Annotated in this window: 20 protein-coding genes and 1 pseudogene; 4 read left to right on the top strand and 17 right to left on the bottom strand. The window is 37.2% G+C overall.

The window, feature by feature from the left end; all coding sequences use genetic code 11:
- Window positions 1-2 precede the first annotated feature (2 nt).
- The 6 genes and pseudogenes from celB to B1K71_RS19700 all read right to left on the bottom strand — a co-directional run.
- Window positions 3-1,283, bottom strand: a complete 1,281-nt coding sequence (gene celB, locus B1K71_RS16720; RefSeq protein WP_077329037.1) for a PTS cellobiose transporter subunit IIC — start codon at window positions 1,281-1,283, stop codon at window positions 3-5.
- 27 nt (window positions 1,284-1,310) lie between these two features.
- Complete coding sequence (locus tag B1K71_RS16725) at window positions 1,311-1,613, bottom strand: PTS sugar transporter subunit IIB (RefSeq protein WP_077329039.1); 303 nt, start codon at window positions 1,611-1,613, stop codon at window positions 1,311-1,313.
- A 35-nt stretch (window positions 1,614-1,648) separates the two neighbouring features.
- A complete protein-coding gene (locus tag B1K71_RS16730; RefSeq protein WP_077329041.1) occupies window positions 1,649-2,947 on the bottom strand; it encodes a 6-phospho-beta-glucosidase in 1,299 nt (432 codons plus the stop codon).
- 143 nt (window positions 2,948-3,090) lie between these two features.
- Entirely contained in the window at window positions 3,091-5,010 is a 1,920-nt protein-coding gene (locus tag B1K71_RS16735) for a BglG family transcription antiterminator (protein WP_175631946.1), read from the bottom strand.
- A 90-nt stretch (window positions 5,011-5,100) separates the two neighbouring features.
- Window positions 5,101-5,298, bottom strand: coding sequence for a hypothetical protein (locus B1K71_RS16740; protein ID WP_077329045.1), 198 nt, complete (start codon window positions 5,296-5,298; stop codon window positions 5,101-5,103).
- A gap of 632 nt (window positions 5,299-5,930) precedes the next feature.
- A pseudogene (locus B1K71_RS19700) lies at window positions 5,931-6,128 on the bottom strand (sigma factor-like helix-turn-helix DNA-binding protein); the annotation flags it as partial.
- Window positions 6,129-6,364: 236 nt separating this feature from the next.
- Between B1K71_RS19700 and B1K71_RS16750 the strand changes: the two are divergent.
- From B1K71_RS16750 to B1K71_RS16765, 4 genes are read left to right on the top strand one after another with little or no spacing between them, the layout of a single operon-like run.
- Complete coding sequence (locus B1K71_RS16750) at window positions 6,365-6,886, top strand: DUF6431 domain-containing protein (protein WP_281250313.1); 522 nt, start codon at window positions 6,365-6,367, stop codon at window positions 6,884-6,886.
- Between the two features lie 42 nt (window positions 6,887-6,928).
- A complete protein-coding gene (locus B1K71_RS16755) occupies window positions 6,929-8,281 on the top strand; it encodes a DDE-type integrase/transposase/recombinase (protein ID WP_077324788.1) in 1,353 nt (450 codons plus the stop codon).
- A complete protein-coding gene (locus B1K71_RS16760) occupies window positions 8,274-9,074 on the top strand; it encodes an ExeA family protein (protein WP_077324789.1) in 801 nt (266 codons plus the stop codon). Before B1K71_RS16755 ends, B1K71_RS16760 begins: the two co-directional genes overlap by 8 nt.
- Window positions 9,071-9,292, top strand: coding sequence for a DUF5348 domain-containing protein (locus tag B1K71_RS16765; RefSeq protein WP_077324790.1), 222 nt, complete (start codon window positions 9,071-9,073; stop codon window positions 9,290-9,292). Before B1K71_RS16760 ends, B1K71_RS16765 begins: the two co-directional genes overlap by 4 nt.
- Window positions 9,293-9,406: 114 nt before the next feature.
- Here the strand turns inward: B1K71_RS16765 and B1K71_RS20200 are convergent, their stop codons facing one another.
- The 11 genes from B1K71_RS20200 to B1K71_RS16820 form a co-directional block, all read right to left on the bottom strand.
- On the bottom strand, window positions 9,407-9,769 hold the full coding sequence (locus B1K71_RS20200; RefSeq protein ID WP_077329048.1) for a sigma-70 family RNA polymerase sigma factor: 363 nt from the start codon (window positions 9,767-9,769) through the stop codon (window positions 9,407-9,409).
- Between the two features lie 225 nt (window positions 9,770-9,994).
- Entirely contained in the window at window positions 9,995-10,246 is a 252-nt protein-coding gene (locus tag B1K71_RS16775; protein WP_077329050.1) for a hypothetical protein, read from the bottom strand.
- Between the two features lie 121 nt (window positions 10,247-10,367).
- On the bottom strand, window positions 10,368-10,625 hold the full coding sequence (locus B1K71_RS16780; protein ID WP_077329052.1) for a helix-turn-helix domain-containing protein: 258 nt from the start codon (window positions 10,623-10,625) through the stop codon (window positions 10,368-10,370).
- Window positions 10,626-10,945: 320 nt separating this feature from the next.
- Window positions 10,946-11,269, bottom strand: a complete 324-nt coding sequence (locus B1K71_RS16785) for a YkvA family protein (RefSeq protein ID WP_245799329.1) — start codon at window positions 11,267-11,269, stop codon at window positions 10,946-10,948.
- Between the two features lie 190 nt (window positions 11,270-11,459).
- Window positions 11,460-12,209 (bottom strand): IS21-like element helper ATPase IstB, encoded by a 750-nt coding sequence (gene istB / locus B1K71_RS16790; protein ID WP_077324756.1) that lies wholly within the window; start codon window positions 12,207-12,209, stop codon window positions 11,460-11,462.
- Complete coding sequence (gene istA, locus B1K71_RS16795) at window positions 12,206-13,792, bottom strand: IS21 family transposase (protein WP_077324757.1); 1,587 nt, start codon at window positions 13,790-13,792, stop codon at window positions 12,206-12,208. Before istA ends, istB begins: the two co-directional genes overlap by 4 nt.
- 448 nt (window positions 13,793-14,240) lie before the next feature.
- Complete coding sequence (locus tag B1K71_RS16800; protein WP_077329056.1) at window positions 14,241-14,438, bottom strand: hypothetical protein; 198 nt, start codon at window positions 14,436-14,438, stop codon at window positions 14,241-14,243.
- A 470-nt stretch (window positions 14,439-14,908) separates the two neighbouring features.
- Window positions 14,909-16,138, bottom strand: coding sequence for an oligosaccharide flippase family protein (locus B1K71_RS16805; protein WP_175631947.1), 1,230 nt, complete (start codon window positions 16,136-16,138; stop codon window positions 14,909-14,911).
- A gap of 102 nt (window positions 16,139-16,240) precedes the next feature.
- Window positions 16,241-16,987 (bottom strand): sulfotransferase family 2 domain-containing protein, encoded by a 747-nt coding sequence (locus tag B1K71_RS16810; protein ID WP_175631948.1) that lies wholly within the window; start codon window positions 16,985-16,987, stop codon window positions 16,241-16,243.
- 306 nt (window positions 16,988-17,293) lie between these two features.
- The gene (locus B1K71_RS16815; RefSeq protein WP_077329062.1) at window positions 17,294-18,028 is read right to left on the bottom strand and encodes a CDP-alcohol phosphatidyltransferase family protein; all 735 of its coding nucleotides are present in this window, start codon (window positions 18,026-18,028) and stop codon (window positions 17,294-17,296) included.
- 81 nt (window positions 18,029-18,109) lie between these two features.
- Complete coding sequence (locus tag B1K71_RS16820; RefSeq protein ID WP_175631949.1) at window positions 18,110-19,384, bottom strand: O-antigen ligase family protein; 1,275 nt, start codon at window positions 19,382-19,384, stop codon at window positions 18,110-18,112.
- Window positions 19,385-19,394 lie beyond the last annotated feature (10 nt).

The raw sequence follows: 19,394 nt of genomic DNA on the forward strand, positions 1-19,394 counted from the left end.
CCTTATTCATTCTTCGTTGCAGCAACTTCTTCATCATCTGATTTCTCTTCCTGAAGAAGCTGTTTATCATATAATCGGAAGAATGGATAGTATATAGCCATTGCAACGATTAGGTTGAAAGTCATTAATACGCCGCCACTCCAATCACCTGTTGTTAAAACCCCAGAAAACGGTGGTGGCGTCGTCCATGGAACGATAATATATGGCTTGCCAACCAGCCCTATTGACATTGAAAAATACGTTATTACCCCTATAACTAACGGAACAAGTATAAATGGAACCACTAACAGCGGGTTCAATACAACAGGAGCTCCAAATATTACTGGTTCACTGATGTTAAATACACTTGACCAAATGGAGCCCCTTCCCAGGTTTTTCAGATGTTTTGAGCGCGCCCGCCAGACAAATAATATGGTAAGAGCAAGTGCCATGCCTGACCCGCCAACAGCAAACCAAATTGCCATAAATGGCTGACCTATAATATAAGGCAACTCTTCCCCGGCTTGTTGAGCTGCTACATTTTGTTCGGTTAAACTATACCAAATCGGAGCCATAACACTGGCGACAACTGAAATCCCATGGATACCAAATGACCATAACAAGTGGATAAGTAAAATGGCTAAGAGCGCACCCCATAAACTACTCCCAAACATTTGTAAAGGTTCACGCAGAACGGCACTAACCACACCATGCAAGGATAAATCGAATGAGAATTTCAGAATAAGATCTACGCCCCAAACAACTGCAATAATTACAGCCCCGGGAATGAGGGCGGTAAAGGCGCGCCAAACTGACGGTGGAACACTTTCAGGCATTTTAATAACGATATTTCTTTTTTCAAAGAAATGATACACTTCAACAGTGAATAACGCCAAAACAATCGCAATAAATAACCCTTCACTTCCCATTAAATTCAGCCGGATATTACCTTCCTCCGTAAGTGGTGTCGCTACAAAAAATGCAGCTATACTGAGAACACCAGCAGACAGGCCATCCATTTCATAATTTCTGGCCAGACTATATGCAATTGAAAATCCTGCCACAAGACCAATCAGTCCAAATGTAGCGTTTACCGGAATACTTAAAGCCTCAGCATACGGTGCCATAAAGTCTGACCATGATGGGACCGGTGGTGAAGAAATGATTAAAAAGATACTACCAATAATCAATAATGGCATGGTTGCAATTATCCCATCCCTGATCGCCTTTAAATGGCGCTGTTCAGCCATCTTACCGGCAACAGGCATAAAATAACGCTCCATAAAAGCGTTAAAACGATTCATGAATCTTCCTCCCCCTTTTTTAAAAATTTATTTGCTTAATTTAAGTGCCTGATCCAGCACTTTCTCTCCATTCGTCATTCCATATGCTTTCATATCGACAATATCGATTGGAACATTTGCCGCTTCAGCTTTCTTATACAATTCATTCTTCTTATAGCGAATTTGCGGCCCTAGCAGAATGACATCTGAAGTTTTCAAATGCTCATCGATATCATCAACCGAGTGGGCTTCAATTTCCACTTCAATGGCCCTCTTGTCTGCTGCTTTTTTCATTTTCTCAACTAGTAAACTCGTGCTCATTCCTAAAGCACATAATAATGTAACCTTCATTGGCGTATCTCCCCTTTAATTTTCATGTTTGTCTGTCAGAACTGGGGCAAGTATTGTCTATTCACTTCCAGCATTTCATCCAGAATACGATTGGCCCTGTCGGATGATGGTATCAATGGATGCAACGTTAAAGCCTGAAGCGCCATCCCTCTGTCTCCACTCACAGCAGCTGCAACTGTTAATTCTTCATATGCCTTAACATTTTGCAGCAGACCCCGGATTTGCGGTGGAACACTGCCAACCTGGAGCGGGGTGATTTGATGACTTTCAACAACACAATTCACTTCAATGCTGACATCATCCGGCAAACAGGTGATTGTTCCATTGTTCCGGACGTTTAACGTATGGACTTTTTTGGTATTCAAATGAATTGATTTAATTAAATTAATTGCTGCCTCTGAATAGTAAGCCCCTCCACGTTGTTCCAAAGCATCCGGCTTTTCCTGTACATTGGGATCTTTATAGATTTCAAATAGTTCTTTTTCCACTTTTTGTACCTTGTCTGCTCGTGTTTCGTTGTTCTTGAATTGATCAAGCTGTTTTTTAAGGATCTGATCTGTTTGATAATAATACTTGTGATATCCGCATGGTATGGCCCGAAGCGACTGAAGGAATGATGTATCCCAACCAAACGATGGAATGTTTTTCGCTTCATACGTTTCAGATTTTCCAGTTAAAACATCCTCTAACTTTGACTGACCTTTAATATACAAATCCGTTATCCAAATAAGATGATTAATTCCTGTGAAATTAATACTTACATCTTCCATGTCAACGTTGTACGCTGCTGCAAATTTTTTATAGAAATTGATTGGATTGTTGCACAAGCCAACTACTTTTACATTGCTGTGTTTTAAAATAGCCTCCGTGATGACACCAGCAGGATTTGTGAAATTTAAAAGCCATGCATCCGGCGCAAGTTCTTCGATGTCCCTGCAAATATCAAGCATTACCGGAATAGTCCTTAGTGCTTTCATAAAACCCCCGGCACCGGTAGTTTCCTGTCCAATCACACCATGCTTGATCGAAATATACTCATCATTTCTCCGCATGTTTAATTGGCCGACCCTGATTTGCGAAATAACATAAGAAGCATCCTTAATGGCGTCCCGTCGGTCAAGCGTTGCCACAATTTTTATCCGGCGATTTGCTTTTTGAACCATCCTCCTTGCCAGATTTTCAATGATAGCGAGCTTTTCTTTTCCTTCAGCAGTATCTACCAGCCATACCTCGGATACATGTAGGACATCCTGGTTATTAATAATTCCCTCCAACAGTTCCGGTGTATAGGAAGATCCTCCTCCAATAACAGCCATTTTAACTGGTTTCATCATTGCTGCATCCCTTTCAATACATGAATTTAATGAACTGACTTCATTGTATTATGGAAGCGCATTCATATGAAGCCAGTCTTTTTCCGTTGGCTGTGGCAAAAGATGAATACATAGAAAAAAGCACAATAAATATATATTGTACTTTAACGGTTTCCTAATTTATTTTTGAACTGGATATACGTCCGGCATTGGAGCAGCTGCTGAACAAAGTTTCTGTCGTCCACAAGCTGTACCAACGAATGAAACATCGGTTTTAAATCATCCTTTTTGTACCGATTAACATTTAGTAAAAATACGATTTGCACCAATTTATCTTCCCACTGTATGGGTTTTTTTAACGTGACGATTGACCAAAATGTAGAATCTGTTTTTGGTTCGAGAGGATGCGGGATGGCAACAAGGTTTCCAAAACTTGTCGGGGAGTAACTTTCCCGTTCCAAAACAGAGTCAATATAATCACCTTCGACTATTCCATCCTTCATCAGCACATTTCCCAAAAAGCGGATCACCTCTTCAGATGATTCAAATTGCCGATTTAAAAAGGTATAACGTTCATGTACATATTGTTCAATGACAGAAGTATCTTTCGTAATCAGCCTTTCAATTTGGTCCACATCACTGTCACCGAGTATTGTGCTTACACGGACGACAGGAATTCCCGGATCATCTTCAATCGGTACCGTACTGACAATGAAATCAATATCACTTAGCGACTGATAAGGTAAATTATATAATTCCGTCGTTCCTTTAATATCCAACGTATCGCCAAACCGGTCTTTTAATTTATATATTAATAACTGTGCACTGCCTAATCCTGATGCACAAACAATCAGACAGTTTCTACCGTTGGAAGAAGCTCTTTTCATTCGTTCCTGAGCAGCTTCAATATGAAGGGCTAAATATCCGATTTCATGTTCATCAACATAAATTCCGACTTTTTCATATAACAGTTCAGAACCAATTAATGCTGCCTCAAAAGAGGTTGGGTATTTCGTTTTAATTTCTTCCAGCATTGGGTTCCTTATATTCATTTGAAATTTATAGCGGTTTATTGCCGGCTTTAAATGTAATGACAAATTAAACAGCAATTCCTCATCATTTGAAAGCTGGAAATGATATTTCTCATCAATTCTGTTTACAATTTCTTTTACAAGCATTTGGATTTCTGTATCAATTACCGTTTTCATCTTTTCCTTGCCATGATTCGGACCTACCAGTTTCGTACCCTGCAAATGGATGGCGAGATATGCCACTTCATTCTCCGGAAAACTTACATCAAGTGCAGCTTCAATATCCTGCAATATTTCCTTTGCAACAGCAAACTCTTTCGTATCCTTCATCTCGTATAATGCTTCATGGATAATCTCAACCTGGTTATTTTCCCGAATCCGCTTACAGGCAATAGCCAGATGTGTCGTTAAATTTTGCAAACTAACATCGGAAGTAACAATGTTGTGCTCTCTTAATTGGGACAAAATGCTGTTCCTTATGATGGACAAATCATTTTCGGGTAAAGCAGCCAGCCAATCATGACTTTCTTCCAGTGCGGCAGGTTTCAGATTAAAAATATACTCCGAAATACAATACCTTATTTTCGATTCACTGCCGTTCACTTTGATTCCATAGTTTGGCTTGTGATTGAGGGTTAAATCGTATTCTTTAAGGATTTCCCGGACCTTTTTCAAGTCACTTTGCAAAGTGGAGCGGCTGATGTACAATTCATCTGCCAAGTCTTCTATCTTCACATAACCGGAATCCAGCAATACCCGCTCGACTAAAAAGTTAACACGATCACCAGGTTCATCCGGGATGATTTCCTTCATGTCTCCTGCACCCTGTAACAAACTTTGAAGTGAGCTTTCGCCATTCGTTTCAAGCGTATATCCCTTACCCCGAAATGCATTAATTTTCGTGTTATGATTTTGTAACAATGCATTTAACGCCTGAATATCATTCCGTACCGTTTTTGAACTAACCTGCAAATCCGTCGATAACTGTGAACTTGTGATAGGCTCTTTAGCTGTCTTGAGTATTTGTAATATTTCCATCCATCGGGAATTCATTTGAGAAACCCCTTTTTTGAAAATGAATTCTCTTACTTGAAGCATGGGGAAGAACGAGAACTGTCCCTGTGCTTCCAATCTATAAGAAAATTATTCCTTATCATAGTTTCCAAGATTGCGGTAAAACGAATATTTCTCTTTCATCATTCCGTATGTCCCGTGATCTACTATTTCTACACGATCAGTAGGCTTAAAACATTTAAGATGAATTAAAGAATGAAATTCATCCATTACAACATACTCCGACTTTTCATATTCTTTGTGACAATAACCGCAATGAATTTCCATGTTACCCCTCCTGCACATGAACTGTTTCTTCTATCATACACCATAAATGGGATATTTTATTAAAGTTTTAAAATTTTTGTACAAGTTTCTTTTGTACTAGGCCAATCAACCTACTGAATACCTTTAGAAAAAGGTGGGTGGTACATCATGATGGAGCAGAGTGATTATTTCATATAAGTTCCGCTGGTGGGGCCCCGACCCCTTCCAACAATCACTAAGAAGTGGCACGGCGGTCAAGGGCAAGCAGCTAAAGCTGTGGTTCAGATAGTATTATAATCCAGTTCGTGGATCACTCATGTTATTACTGAATCATTTCCTTGTCACAGTTGGATCAAAAAGATGGTACAACTGGTTCAATCAGAATTCTGTAATCAGTGGACCTCAATTGAATATTAGTGGACTCATGTTGAAAATCAGAAGACTCGCCTCCATGTATTGATGGACTTATTTACGTGAAATAATCACCTGACAATGAATCAAAAACAATCTGAACATAAAATGCGTTCATTTCCTTAATATAGTTCATATCCCCTTTATCCGCCATTTGGATGAATTTTTGAAAGTCAATACACCATAACAGCTGCGACCCTCCACCCCGACCGCAGCCATCTTCACATATACAACTGCCCTTTTTACAGACTCTCGTCCCACCGCAGCTTTTTCCGAATCTCGGGGTCACGCAGCTTCATTCGCACCTTCTTGCCCCACCCCTTCACTGCCTCAACAGTCGTATTCTCCGTTATAGCAATTTCTTTATAGGACATGCCTTCGATGATATGGTAATAAATCCATTTCCATTGTCTTTCTGTCAGTTCAGATTTTAACGTTTTCCAAAGTGTAGAATCAGTTAGTGAAAAAGATTGTTTTAGCTAGGCGAAAAAGACCGGAAGTTGACGGTTATGTCCGACCAGAAGTAGACTAATAGAGTGACCGAGGAAAAAACCTGAAGAAAGGAAAAGGACGTCCCCCATTAACGTGAAACTGCGGGAACAATTTCACTGGAGACGCCCACCAAAAAAACAATATATGGTAAGTATATCAGATTATACGTTGGTTGAGAAGAAGAATGAGCCTGGCGTTTTTTGTTAGGAGTGCGGAAATCAATCACTGTCCTTGTTGTGAAGGTCCTCTAATAGTGGCAGGTAGTCGGCGAAGAGTATGGTATAGACATTCCGGAGATAAAGCGAAACTTATTATACGTCGTCTTTTTTGTGAACGCTGTCATAAAATTCATCACGAACTACCAGATCTTCTAGTCCCCTACAAGCGTTATGGGACAGAAAGCATCGAACAGGTTCTGGATGATCAATTGATAGATGTACCGGCTGATGAATCGACATTGGGGCGCTGGCGTGAATGGTTTCGGAATTGGGGGCCTTATGCTGTGGGTTGTTTCAATTCTATTATCAGGCGCTTTCAATTGGATTTACCTGTGGGGAGCACGTCCGATCCTCCACGGACCGTGCTCCAAAGAATCGGACGCAATGGAGAATCATTCGTTGGATGGCTGGCGAAAGTTGTCCGTCCCATTGTAAATGTTCATTTATGGGTACAGACCCGTTCTGCATTCCTGTCCAAACAGCCTTAAGATAAACTCATGTTAAATAGCTTAAAAAGGAGGCTTTTTGGCATGAGAGATCAAAAGAAAGCACAGGAAATTGCTGCTGAACGGGTACAATTATTGTCCCCATTATTGGCGGATGGGTTGGATGCTGCCAAAGCTAGACAAATCAGACGGCAAATTTGTGAGGTAAGTGGATTGTCTGAACGAACCATTCGAAGATACTTGGCTCAATATCGACAAGCAGGGTTTGAAGGATTAAAACCAAAAGGAAAAGGCACGCAAACCAAGGAGACCATTCCCCATCATTTATTGGAACAGGCCATCTTACTGCGTCGAGAAGTCCCGACACGCAGTATTGCCCAGATTATTCAAATTTTAGAATGGGAAAAACTTGCTGAACCTGGTCAATTGAAGCGAAGTACATTACAGGAAAAGCTCGCTGAAAAAGGATATAGTGCTCGGCATATGCGGATGTACAATGATCCTGGTGTAGCTGCGCGGCGTTTCCAACGGAAAGCGCGTAATCAATTATGGCATTCTGACATTAAGTACGGGCCGTACCTTCCTATTGGCCCAGGTGGCGAGAAAAAACAAGTTTATTTGGTGGCGTTCTTGGATGACGCTACGCGTTTTGTATTGCACGCCGGGTTTTATCCCACGATGGATCAACGTATTGTGGAACAGGGTTTCCGTGAATCTGTTCAGTTATACGGTGTTCCCGAATCTGTTTATTTTGATAACGGGAAACAATATCGCACGAAATGGATGAAGCGAACCTGTTCAAAGTTAGGCATCCGGTTATTATATGCTAAGCCCTACTCACCGGAGTCGACCGGTAAGGTGGAAAGGTTCAACCGAGTAGTCGGTCATTTTTTAGATGAAGTTGGACTGGAGAAACCGACAACGCTGGATCAATTAAATGAGCGCCTTCGCGTATGGTTGAGTGAATGCTATCAGCATAAACCACACAGTGCTTTAGGTAAAGATCAAAGTCCAGAGGCAGCTTTTCGTAGCGATGACAATGTCTTACGGTTTGTTGGTACAGAAGAATTGGCACAAGCATTCTTACACTGTGAAGCACGTAAAGTGGATAAATCAGGGTGTATTAGTTTTATGGGAAAAAAATACGAAGTTGGATTATCGTTTATCGGCTGTAAGGTCGATGTGGTTTACGATCCTTCGGATATTACGGAAGTAACAATTGAATACGAAGGACACGCACCTTGGACAGCCCGTGAATTGGTGATTGGCGAACGCGCTGGGAAACGACCAACGATGCCGGACCATCTTGGAAAACAGTTTGCGGAGCACTCTAGACTGTTAGACGCAGCTTCGGAACAATATGCTTCCCGTACGGACGTTCAGAAGACAGCGGTCTCCTATCGCAGGGTTAAGAAAGAGGGTGCGTCACATGTTTAATCAGTTTTATGGCTTTACGCGTACCCCTTTTACGCGGGATATTCTGACATCCGCATTATACTATCCGGATATGCTGGACGAAACAATCGGGAGATTGGAATATGCAGCCCAATCCCAATTATTTGTGGTTGTGACAGGTGATGCTGGGACTGGGAAAACGACGACACTGAGAAGATTTACGAGTGAACTGGATTCCGGTCATTTTAAGGTTTTATATCTAGCCGATTCAAAATTAACACCGCGACATTTTTATAAGGGATTGTTGGAACAGTTGGGATGCGAGTCCAAGTTTTACCGTGGTGACGCTAAACGTCAGTTGCACAATCAAATTGAAATGATGCGTGGTATTCATGGATTATTACCAGTGGTTATTGTAGATGAAGCACATCTTTTGGATCGGGAAATGTTGGAGGAAGTTCGCTTCCTGCTTAATTTTAAAATGGATGCTGAAAGTCCGATGGCGTTGATCCTTGTTGGACAGAGTGAACTTTGGGATCGGCTTAGGCTCCAATCATTTGCGGCTATTCGGCAGCGAATTGACCTGCAATGTAAGCTTCCGCACTATGATCGTGCTCAGGTGGGTGAATATATACGGAAACATTTAATGGAAGTTAGCGCTCAAAGTGACATTTTCACAGATGCCGCCATACGTGAAATTTTCCAGTTTTCGAATGGGACGCCAAGACTGGTCAACAAAATTTGTACGCATTGTCTCATTTACGGTGCCCAAAATAAACAAAAGCTTATCGATGACCATATGGTAAAGCTGGTCATAGAAGGTGAACTATCATGACAGAAGGGATAATGACGTATGAATATGATCGAGACGCCTGGGTGGTTGAAATAAATGGTTATCAATATACACTCCTCTGCGGGGAGTCATTTGAACTCATTGTTGGACAACGTAACATCCCTTCAAGGCTAGAATTGGGAGAAGACTGGTATATTATAATGGAGGAGAATGTTCCATTCGATCTTCGAATATGTAACGTATACCATATTTACATCTAAGTTTGTAAAACCACGGGAAAAAGGAAAACATCATCCTTCTTCCCTTTATTTTTACAACCATGGGTCACTAATTCCATCAAAAATTGGACAGTGTACGCAATCAATAGAAAGGCATTATATACTAGCAGTAACAAAAGATTTCCCGGGTACGATTCGCCGGTTAGGCTTATCCCGAAGGCTGTGACGATTTCCGTCCGTGACTTGTGTTAAATGTTCCTGAATTGCTTTCTCCTGCGTGTTTTGATGGGAGGCTTCCTTGCGTATACGATCAATCAGACGGTTACGGATGGTGTAATTGAAATATGTTGCCATAGCGCCTTTGTCCGGTTGGTATGTTTCGTAGGCGTTCCACATAGCGATTAAGCCTTCCTGAAAAAATTCATCGTGTGGGTCATTGATGTTCAGCTTGTGGATGTGATAGTGGATCCTTCGCTTGTTTTGCTCAAAAATTTCCTCAAAAGCTATTCTGTTGTCCATTCGCGTTCTTCCTTTGCTTTAAAGTAATAAAAACTCCTTCTCATAACTATTATCGTTGCAACCTTGGATTTGGTGGCATGTAAAAAATATTGTTTTCGCCTTCTACTTATTTAATATAAACTACTTATCGTGTGAAATCCGCCCGTAAGAGGGGTATGCACTCGGGCAGGCTTGCTAAAATGGCGGTGGCTGCCACTTGTTTTTAATCTAATGGTTATCAATCTGTTACGCTGAACGTTTGTGAAGCGGTATTTTTCCTGTCAGGGAGTCAGTCAAATAAATGCGAATGATACAGGTGAAGTAGATTGCCAGAGGATCATTGTCAGACTGATAGAATTCAAAGGGGTTCCATATTGCGAATAAACCTTCTTGGAAAAGATCATTGTCCGGCCTGCTGATGTCCATTTTTCGAGCCTGGCAGCGGAATCTCCATGCGTTCTTCTCCAACAATGCGTCAAGCGTTATTCGGTTGTCCATGTGATTTGCTCCTTTGTGGGTTTTGTGGTGGGTTAATCATATGCGGGTTCTGAGGTGTTGAAATTGTGGTACGAAAGCCTGTAAAGGAAGTCTGAAGCGGGTTGGAATTCAATGGGAGAAATTACTCGTCGTCATACAAACATTCTTTGTATTGGTATAAATAATCCATAAGATCATTCACGTCGATTTCGAGCGCAATGCAAATTTTATGCAATGTTTCAAACAGCGGGCGCTTCTTGCCATTCTCAAGCTTTGAGATATACCGATCACTCAAGCCAGCATATTCCGCCAATTCCGCCTGTTTCATATCAAGCGAATTTCTTTTGTTTTTCACGTATTTCCCCATTTGAATGTAATATTGATTAATTGGCTTTTCCAATGTCCCCTTCTCCCTTTCAACTCAATTATTAAGTCAAAAGAAAGAAATGACCACGCCCGATAGGACACATTTAAGAAAAAATATTTTAAATTTTGAACCTGCTATTACAGGAAAACAAAACCTTTATAAACACAATTAAGGCAGAGTATTCAGATATATATCTAAAAATAAAACCCTGCACTCCTCCAAGCACAGGCTTAATAAAAATATATCACATTATATAAACTTACGAATCAAACTTCATAATCCTTCAATGCTCTATTGCAACCCCTTTATTCCACTACATCATATAATAAGTAAGTTACACGTTCAACATCAGATTAGCTTTGATGGGCGTCTAATCCTTTTTGTTCTTTCCATAGTTTATAGTTATCCAAATCAGATGATATTTGTTTAACAGTATATGCAATTACTGCGGCATCATCGAACAAACCAAAACCTGCAATAAAATCTGGAATTAGATCTACTGGTGAGACAAAATAAATTACAGTCGCTATTATCATTACTATGGATCCAACAGGTATTTCTTTATATTCCCCTTTAATCCAACTTTGAGAAACATCAAATAATAACTGTAGTTTTTCCCATGCTTCACCCAGCGCATTTTTATTTTGGGTTGATTTTTCTTTTGCTGCACCTACCAATTTTCTCGTCTTCTCTTGGTCATTAAGGATTTCTTTAGCTTTAGATTCATACTTTTTAGATCCCTTTTCACTTTTTTGTCCAGTTTATTATCTTTGTTAAATAAATTGGACCATGTTTTTTTAGGCATAGGTTATATTCCTGTAACCGTCAAGTAAAATGTTACAGTTTTCGCTAATTAATTTGTTACACTTATTCCTCAAATATGGATGATCTATGTTTCATCCGATAACTATCCCCATTTAAATGAATGATCTCTGCTCGATGAATAATGCGATCCAGTATAGCCGTTGTTATGGCTGGGTCGCCTAACAGCTCACCCCACTCCTTCGGTGCCTTATTGGAAGTAAGTACAATACTGGCGTTATTATATAAATCGTTAATTAAATGGAAGAATAAATTTGCTTCATGTTGGTCCATTGCCATAAACATTAGATCATCAATAATGACGAGATCTGCGTTTCGTATACGCTTCAACCTGGTTTGTGATTTGCGCGTGATTTCCTCGGTTTTCAAGGCATGTATCAACTCATCCATGGATGTGAATATTACCTTATAACCTCGATTAATTGCCTGCATTCCTAGCCCTATCGCCAGGTGTGTTTTACCAACACCCGGCGGTCCAAGTAGGATAATGTTGAATAGTTGTTCAATCCACAATAACTCCTTCAATTTATTAAATTGTTTTTTACTCATGGACTGTTGCTCACTTACATCAAACGAATCTAGCGTTTTCCGATAAGGAAATGTTGCCCATTTCATCCGTTTCTCGATCTGTTTTTCATCACGTCTTTGTTGTTCGTAATTAACCATTCTTATAAGCATGCTTGCATATGTTTCATCATTTGATTCAGCCTCCTGTAGGAGTACTGGTAAATGATTTGCTGTTTCCGTAAGGCGAAGGGACTTCAGTTTACTTTGTAGTGTCGTCAACTGTTTCATCGTTCATCCCCCTCCAAAACGGATACATATTCATTGATATCTCTTGTTTGTGTATTGGTTTGAACTATGGAATCACCCAAAGGGTGAATTGAACTGGGTACAATTTGGGAATGTTGTATCGTTTCCTCTGTAACTGTTACCCCTCGTTGTCGTTCAAGGTAATGAATGACATCGCTAAAATCTGTTGCACTGAATAATTGTTTCACCATACATTCTGCTAAAGCTAGATCTAATAATTGCTGTTCATATTTTTTAATTTGTTTGGCCATTATTTGTAGTTGATCACGAATGTAGCGTGGTTTTCGCTTATAGATTTCGTTCAAATACAACCTTGCTTTTTCTTCTTCTGTGAATCCCGATACAACTGTTTCAATGAATGTATCAATACCTTTGGTACGATCACGCTTATGTTTGTTATTCTGAATCAACTTCCCTTTTCCAGGGTCTATTTTATGTTTTGCGATGATGGATCCACCTTTCGATTCTCTTATACAAAGGTACGCATCATCCGTTGTTTCAATATAAACCTCTTTTGTCTTATGGAACGTCCCGAGAGGAACGCTGTATCGATTAGAGTCATACCAAATAACATTGTCTTTACGAACGGTTCTTGTTATACTTGATTCATAGTGGTTATCGGCAAATTCGTCGATACGTTGAGAGATTGGTCGCAAGTGTTGCTTTTCGAGGGTGAACACTTCTACCGGTCTCTTTTTTGTTGTGTGATGAATTTTGTAATTACCAGTGCGCTCTAACCAGTCCCATCCCGCCTCATTCCATGCATCAAGCCCGTAATATAATCGGTTTTTCGCAAAATTATGTTTGATATACTTGATAACATTTTCTATTTTTCCCTTGCTTTGCGGATCAGCTTTCCTGCACATTCTTATTGTCAAATCTCTGTCTTCTTTATAAGTCTGAAATTCACGTGTTAGGATTAAATCCCCACTATTTTCACTTACGAGAATCAGTGCATCCTGATCATAAACAATCTCGTCCGGAATTCCTCCTCCAAAATAATGAAAGGCATTCTCGTGGGTTCGAACCACATCTCTAGTGGTAAAGGGCCTATCCAACCACTCTTTATATTTATATCGTGAATTAGAAAGAACAAACGCTATTCCATAAAGTTTTACCTTTTTGCCATCGGGAGTTAATTGCTCCGTTTGCCCAAAGTCTACCTGCACCTGCTTGCCAAATGGTAGTTCTGGCACAGCCTCATGAGACCGAGGGTTTGATTCCTTTTTAATATCATGTTCTCTGCGTAGTTCTCTTACATAGAGCCGAACCGTGCTTTCAGCTACTTGCAGTCCCTGGTACTTCTCCATAAGCCAATCAAATACTTGGGCAGCTGTCATGTCAGGATGTTCACGTAACCAGGAGAGAATCAATTCTTGATAGTCATCCAATTTCTTCTTTCTAGTTTTTGTTTGCGTAACCCATTCCGCCATATCCTGTGGATTACGTTTTAGGTAACGGTATACAGTGACCCTGGATATACCAAGTTTTTCAGCCACCTTTACTTTACTAAAACCTTGTTTTAATAATTGCTTAATGTCCATATACATGTTCCACTTATCCACCTTTTTTCCTCCATCACTGTTGTCATCTATCAAACTATTATTATAACAGTGTTGGATTATGTTTTGTGCCGCATTCGCGCCGGACAGTTTTTATATGGCTGCCCGAGGGCAGCCATATAAAAACTGCACTCACATCTGTAAAAGTGTAAACTTTTATTTAGCGGGAACTGTATACTTTAGTTTATCAGTCACAATTCCTCTCTTGGTTATATTAATCTACTAAATCTAATTCATTTATTAATTATAATATACCATTTTTTGGACACACATCAGTAAAAACATTTCTATCTGAAGTACAGGGAAGGTTCCGATGTTTCGATTGCTTCCATTAAGAAATATGGAGCAAGAGAATCGCCCCCCTGTTTTCACAAAAAAATCCCAGCTTGATAGCGAGGACACCCATAACCTGTTGGATTTTATGGAATACAGCTTCAATGCATAAAAAAAATTACTCTTCATCAAAGTTACCAAGATTACGGTAAAACGAATATTTCTCTTTCATCATTCCATATGTTCCATGATCTTTTATTTTTATAAAGCCAGTAGGCTTAAAACATTTAAGATGAATTAAAGAATGAAATTCATCCATTACAACATACTCCGACTTTTCATATTCTTTATGACAATTACCGCAATGAATTTCCACGTTATCCCTCCTTGGAGATAAACCATTTCTTCTATCATACACTATAAAAATCATGTGGGGAAAATTTAAATCGAATTAAACAAACAATTTTCTACTAAAGAGTTCATTATTCCTTATCAAGTGTAATACACGCTTCAATAAAAATGGTCTCCACAGCGCTAGCGTTGGATATGGCTATTCCAATGTCCTTCTCCCGTTCAACTTAATTACAAGTCAAAAGAAGAAATTACATGCCCAATAGAATACATATAAGAGTTATTCGGAATATAGAATAATTTATATAATCTACTATGGCGGAATATTCAGATACAAAGTCCCTAAATTAGACCTGCACTCAATCAAAGTGTAGGTCTATTTTTATTATTCTATTATTTTGCAAAGATCAGAACCAAACTCCGTAACAGTCTTTTGTTCTTTTCAATTTCCTTAACCGACATATTCATACGTGTATTCTATGGGACGCACACTAATTAAAAGTATTTAAACACTTTTACACTAAATTGTTTTGATACTATCACATATCCCATTATATTTGTAAACATAAGCGTAATCATACTTGCAAATGCAGCACCATTAATCCCGTAAATTGGTATTAAAACCAAATTTAACAATATATTGATAATAAAGGCAAATATATTAGCATACATTTGAAATCTAGGCTTACCTGTCATTGCAAGCATAAGCCAAACACCACCGACAGCTATATTAACAAATTGACCTAAGCTTCTAAGAATTAACGCAGTTTGTCCCTGTACAAATTCAGAGCCAAATATGTATAAAATAAATTCACTGCCAATTAATAAAATTGATGTAGTTATTAAAGAAAAAATTGCTAAACACCTTGTTGCTTTAATGTAAAGCCTCCTTAACTCCATTTTTTTACCTTGATGGTATAGTTTTGCTATTTCTGGAGCAAATACAGTATTAAAAATTATTAATAATGCTGACACAAGCAAAGAAACTTGGACAGTAATTTGATAAATCCCAACATCTTTGGTAGTTGTCATAAAACCAAGCATTAAGATATCAACCTTATTAATTAGAGTATCCATCATGGTCGCTAAAATCAATGGAATAGAATATAACAGGAATGACTTATCGAACTTAAGCTTTTTAAACTTTTTTCTATTTTGGATGAGGTACATAATAATTGAAAACAGAAATGAAAAATATACACCTAAAGCAATACTATACTCGTTTTCACCATAAAGATAATAGAATGAAATTATCAATCCAACCCTTAATATCATGGATAAAAATCCATTAATAAAGTAATATTCCTTAATCATTCCCTCAGAACGATAGATACCAAAAAATATATGCTCACATGAAAACATCCATATTAAGGGAAGCATAAACCTGATAAAAGTATCATCAATTAAAAACCATAAGAGTACAATTAAAATGAACGATAATAGCAAGTTTATTACAAAACTAAGACTCACATGCTTATACCTATTTTGTGGAATAGAATACATTAACCCTTGGTCCATTCCAGCTTTTGCAACTATCATGCTTACTTGAACTATTGTAAAAGCATAAGTGAATTCACCAAAAAGCTCTGCACCATATAACCTTGTACAAACTAATGAAAAGAGTACAGTAAAAAATAAGAACGAACCCCGCCCGAAAAATGATTCTATAATTTTTATAATAAATTTACTGGATGATAATTTAATATTTAATTTAGACTTGCTCAACCCAAACGTCACCAATCCTATAGTATTCAACTTAGAAAAATACATCTTTTTAGATAATGCCAGATATTAATTCATTTATTTCATTCGTTATAATAATGAAAATCAACAATTTATGTTTTGTGATGGAAATCTATACTTAAAAATTTCAACGTCATCTTTGTACACTTCCTCAACAATTTTCATCATTTCATAATTATAATAATCCCAATAGTCTTTATGTTTGCTTGTATTGTGTTTATCCAACCTAATGTTTGGAATTTGAAATACCATTTTTAAGTTCTCAAAATCGTTAGTAAGGGTCTCATACCTCCCTAAGTAATCAACCTGTATTTCACCTTGATCGTTGCATAGAAATTTATGTTGCGGGGTAAAGTGGACCCATTTAAAAATTTTATTTCTATACGAATTTTCCTTTAATTTATAAACGAATTCTTCAAAGGTAATATCTTTTAAATACTTTTTCCTAAACTCTTGATCAAGCGGACTTGACCCACCTTGTTTCAAATAAAAGAACGCAGATACGAGTCTATCCCAAGGATTTCTCACAAAGCCTATCTTGTAAGCTTCTGCAAAATAATTTTTATTAATTTTTTTAAAATCATGAATTGTGAAATGGTTGAGTTCATCGTATCCTCCAAATAACGATTTTACTATTCCATTCCCCGCGGTTTTAGGAACATGCACAAAAATAACATTTCTTTCTAATAAGGAATCTGAGTATGGTTGCCTAAAATAAGTCCTAAAAATATAAGCACGCTGAATTATAGGAACAACTTTCATCAACTTTTTTGATATCAGCTTTAATATTCTATTTTTTTTAATTAATCTAAGTAAATCTCTAACATTCATATTTAACATCCTTACTAAATATTATATCGGGTTTTTCCGACACTGAAGATGCCATATCCAGGAAAGGTAAGGTATATCAAACCTGTATGCCCATTCAAGCAAGTGGGAGCTTATTTGCGATTGAAACTTTTCAGCAAGTTTCCGTGACCTAAAGTATAGAAATTCCGTATATCATTCGTGTCTGAATTATGCCACCTCTTCAGGCAAAGATTCTATTGGCTTATAGTAAGCTGGATCGATTTAATTTGAACCTTTTTTCATTTCTCAAACATCTATAACTTCATTTCTTTGTTTCAAAACTTTTAATTAATCCTTAGGAATTTCAACAAATGTCCCATAAATTGAATATAACGCAATCAAAGAATGTATTATAAAATATAAAATCAGAAAAACGTTTAAGGTTTGGGTTAAAATCGCAACGAATAATAAAGGATTAATAAACCCAGCTACTCCTGCAACATTCAAACCAATTAAATAGAATAGTGAATAACTCTCTTTATTTGTTGTTTTCGATTTAAAATTATCAAACATTGTATGAGCCTTATGAGCTATAAGCCTTGGAAATATTATAGCTATAGAGGTTAAACACCCTAACAATATATATATCCATTTCATTTCATAAAAAATAGTTACAACATTTTCGCTAAAATAAACCGACATGCCTATGGAAACATACATTATTGTCGAAAATACATAACCACTAAACCCGTCAAGAAACTCACCGAATTTACTAGTTTTATTTAAAAATCTTGCTAAGTTTCCATCTACACAATCTAAAACAATCCAAAAGTTGATAATAAAAGCGGCCGCTATCCTTAAATATTGATAATCAGATATTAACAGAATTGATCCAATAACGCCTACAAAAATAGAGATCACGGTTGCCATATTCGGATTAATTCTTAATTTAAGAAATAACCATGTAACATAATAAGATAACGGTCGAATAATAAAATAAACCCATATGTCCATTTTATCAATTTTGTTTTTTTTACTAGGCAAACTATCTCTTATTGAATTAATTGTAATTGTTTTATTCAATTTAACTTGCTCCTTTATTTTCGGTAACTTCGGAATAGACTTCCATGGATAAAGATCTAAATAGTTATATTAGTTTCATACTTATTTTCGTTCAGTATACTTATTAACACAGCTTCTTTTTTGGAAATAAATATATGAAATAAGAGCTCCTAAACACAACCAAAATATTCTAGCATTATTGAGTGACACTGATAGCGATCCTATTAATAACACAATAATGATGTCTCTCAATACATATATTATTTTTGAATTATAATTGTTGCTAAATGTTACTTTTCCCAATAAATAAAATATAAATATAAAAAACGTTATCGCCAATAAAACTCCCCATTCAACAGACAACTGAAGATACGTGTTGTGAGCAACTGTAGGGTCACCAAATAATTGTATACCCAAATTCGAATATGTTCCTACTCCAATTCCAAATACCGGAGACAATTCAATTAAATTCAGGGCGTGATACCAAGAAGTTTTGCGATCAGATCCGCCTTCAGTCATAGCCGCATCTAGGTCCTGGAATAACAGTAAAATTCTATCAAGGGCAGGAATGAAATCATTAATTGAACCTAATAAAGTATCAGATAGAGTTACTAAAATGGGCAATAAAATTAAAAAAAGAAACGTACCAAAGGTAAACAACAATATACTTTTGACTTTTATTTTAAATTGAAACAAGAATTCTATCGCCCTAAATAAAAAATAGATTATTAAAGTAACTATACCTGTTTTTGATCCAGAAATAATCACTGTAAAAGACATTATAAGTACAAATATAGATGTAAAAATAACCTTATTATTGTTACATCTTGTGAAATAAACTAAAGCAGTAATTTGTAAAAGAGAATAATAATTTGGATCATTCATAAGCCCTATAACACGGGTTCCTGATGGGTCATAGAAAAGACCGGAAAAAAAACGTGTATTTGTTATAGTAAACATTAAGCCCAAAATTCCAATTATAAACCCTGCTAAAGCATACCACTTGAGCATTTTATCAATTAAGTTGAGATTCGCCAGATTATAACCAATAACAAAAAATATAAAAATAGCTAATAATTTAATATAACCTGTAATGATATTGTTAAAGCTAGGAACAATGTTAAATTCGATTGGTACATAAAATACAGATGTAAATAATACCACACAAGAAAGTATCATAAAATATAAAAATGATTTTATTGGCACTTGTAACCTTTTATTTATTACAAGGAATAAAAAAATAAAAAAACAGAAGAGATCTGCAATTGACAAATTAATTCCAAAAATTATTCGAGACTGTTGTAAAAAGATTCCCATTAGAATTGCCATTAAATAAATGTAACGATAACAACTTTTAAGGCTGATATTATCAAACATGGGGATACCC

This window comes from Virgibacillus siamensis, from assembly GCF_900162695.1.
GTDB classification, from domain to species: Bacteria; Bacillota; Bacilli; order Bacillales; family Amphibacillaceae; genus Lentibacillus; species Lentibacillus siamensis_A.

Excerpts from the sequence above, each read along its gene's own strand:
- B1K71_RS16735 (WP_175631946.1), bottom strand. The coding sequence starts at position 5,010 with ATGAATTCCCGATGGATGGAAATATTACAAATACTCAAGACAGCTAAA.
- B1K71_RS16730 (WP_077329041.1), bottom strand. The coding sequence starts at position 2,947 with ATGATGAAACCAGTTAAAATGGCTGTTATTGGAGGAGGATCTTCCTAT.
- B1K71_RS16740 (WP_077329045.1), bottom strand. The coding sequence starts at position 5,298 with ATGGAAATTCATTGCGGTTATTGTCACAAAGAATATGAAAAGTCGGAG.
- B1K71_RS16725 (WP_077329039.1), bottom strand. The coding sequence starts at position 1,613 with ATGAAGGTTACATTATTATGTGCTTTAGGAATGAGCACGAGTTTACTA.
- B1K71_RS16765 (WP_077324790.1), top strand. The coding sequence starts at position 9,071 with ATGACAGAAGGGATAATGACGTATGAATATGATCGAGACGCCTGGGTG.
- B1K71_RS16820 (WP_175631949.1), bottom strand. The coding sequence starts at position 19,384 with ATGTTTGATAATATCAGCCTTAAAAGTTGTTATCGTTACATTTATTTA.
- istB (WP_077324756.1), bottom strand. The coding sequence starts at position 12,209 with ATGAAACAGTTGACGACACTACAAAGTAAACTGAAGTCCCTTCGCCTT.
- B1K71_RS20200 (WP_077329048.1), bottom strand. The coding sequence starts at position 9,769 with ATGGACAACAGAATAGCTTTTGAGGAAATTTTTGAGCAAAACAAGCGA.
- B1K71_RS16810 (WP_175631948.1), bottom strand. The coding sequence starts at position 16,987 with ATGAATGTTAGAGATTTACTTAGATTAATTAAAAAAAATAGAATATTA.
- B1K71_RS16750 (WP_281250313.1), top strand. The coding sequence starts at position 6,365 with ATGAGCCTGGCGTTTTTTGTTAGGAGTGCGGAAATCAATCACTGTCCT.
- B1K71_RS16775 (WP_077329050.1), bottom strand. The coding sequence starts at position 10,246 with ATGGACAACCGAATAACGCTTGACGCATTGTTGGAGAAGAACGCATGG.
- B1K71_RS16760 (WP_077324789.1), top strand. The coding sequence starts at position 8,274 with ATGTTTAATCAGTTTTATGGCTTTACGCGTACCCCTTTTACGCGGGAT.
- B1K71_RS16755 (WP_077324788.1), top strand. The coding sequence starts at position 6,929 with ATGAGAGATCAAAAGAAAGCACAGGAAATTGCTGCTGAACGGGTACAA.
- celB (WP_077329037.1), bottom strand. The coding sequence starts at position 1,283 with ATGAATCGTTTTAACGCTTTTATGGAGCGTTATTTTATGCCTGTTGCC.